General features: G+C 47.0%; 1 protein-coding gene. It reads right to left on the minus strand.

Annotated features, from left to right (window positions below; all coding sequences use genetic code 11):
• The coding region (gene dnaI, locus GRP75_RS27185) for a primosomal protein DnaI (RefSeq protein WP_160790920.1) at window positions 1–902 on the minus strand (902 nt) is incomplete at its 3' end.
• Window positions 903–1,301 lie beyond the last annotated feature (399 nt).

Here is a 1,301-nt window from a genome sequence, read left to right on the forward strand (position 1 = left end):
GGACGAATCCGGTCCATCAAGCGTTGTCCTTTGTACATTTCCTCTCCGTCCTTGCTCGTAAAGCTAAGATGCTTATCCAGCCCCTGCAATGAATAATTGGAAGTATAAAAGGTCGGTTTGCGATTCATTCGGTAATTCAGTATGGAGCCCATCACATGGTCCCGTACCCACGGGCTTAAATTTTCAGCACCAATATCGTCAAATACGAGCAGATCACAATTTTTGAGCATTTCGGTCGTTTCCTTCAGCTTCTGCCCGTCCTGAATCATAGACTTTAAGTCCTCCACAAAATCAGGCATATACACGATCACACCGTTCAGACCCGACAGAGCCAGCTCGTGCAATAGATAGCCCATCAAAAAAGTTTTACCCGTACCAAACGTACCCTCCAGATACAGTCCTTTTTTGGATAGACCCTGACTTTTCGTTTCTTCAATATAACGGAATAGCTGTGTGACGGCAGGCATACGTTGTGAATCTTTGCGCGCAATTTCAAGAGCGTTATATCCCTCCAGAAGGGCGCGTTCATCCACATAAAAGCTTTTAATTCGCTGACGCACCCGTTGTTCATGTTGGGAAGCAACCAACTTCGCACATGGGGTCCGAATGTCCACGATTTCGGCTGTTCCATTCGGATATTCCACGCCCAGCTTGCAAAAGTGGCCCTGAAAATCGTTAGGACATCGTTCCAGCCCCGGACAATTGTCGCAATTTCGACGATCCCGGGCATACTGAAAGAGCATGCTCATGTTGAGTCGCAATTGTGTTTCGTCCACATCAGGATGAGCAGCACAAAACTCCTGCACGAGCGGATCATTTAGAACTTGATCGGCTACATTGCGAGTGCGCTGGCGAAACGAAGGGTTCTGCATCTGCTGTAGCAAATCGCCCAGTGATTCCAAGAACGCTCCTCCTTTCTAAAATGTGCAGAGTTATGGGGGGAGACGCTTCGCGGATGGATCATTCTTACGATCGCTGTTGCCACCAGATTTTTTCTATCGTAATAGAAATTTAAAGGTGAAAATCCGGTGGCAAAGGCGAACGCTATCGCTTCTCCAGAACGATTCCATCCGCTCCGCTACTGACCGCCATAAAGTCGACATCTATTTGAATTGGCTTCGCTTAATAGTTTTATAAAACCTAAAATCCACTAGACTTTTTTCTGTTTTCCGGATTGCATTCGTTCGGCCAGACGCATCAGTTCATCCAATTCTTCCTCAGATACAGACTCCTCGGAAGGGTGATCCTGAACAATTGGAATGGATGGCTTGGCTGGCCCGTTATTTTTGGCATATGCGCGG

This window comes from Paenibacillus sp. OT2-17 (assembly GCF_009827695.1).
Lineage (GTDB): Bacteria > Bacillota > Bacilli > Paenibacillales > Paenibacillaceae > Paenibacillus > Paenibacillus polymyxa_B.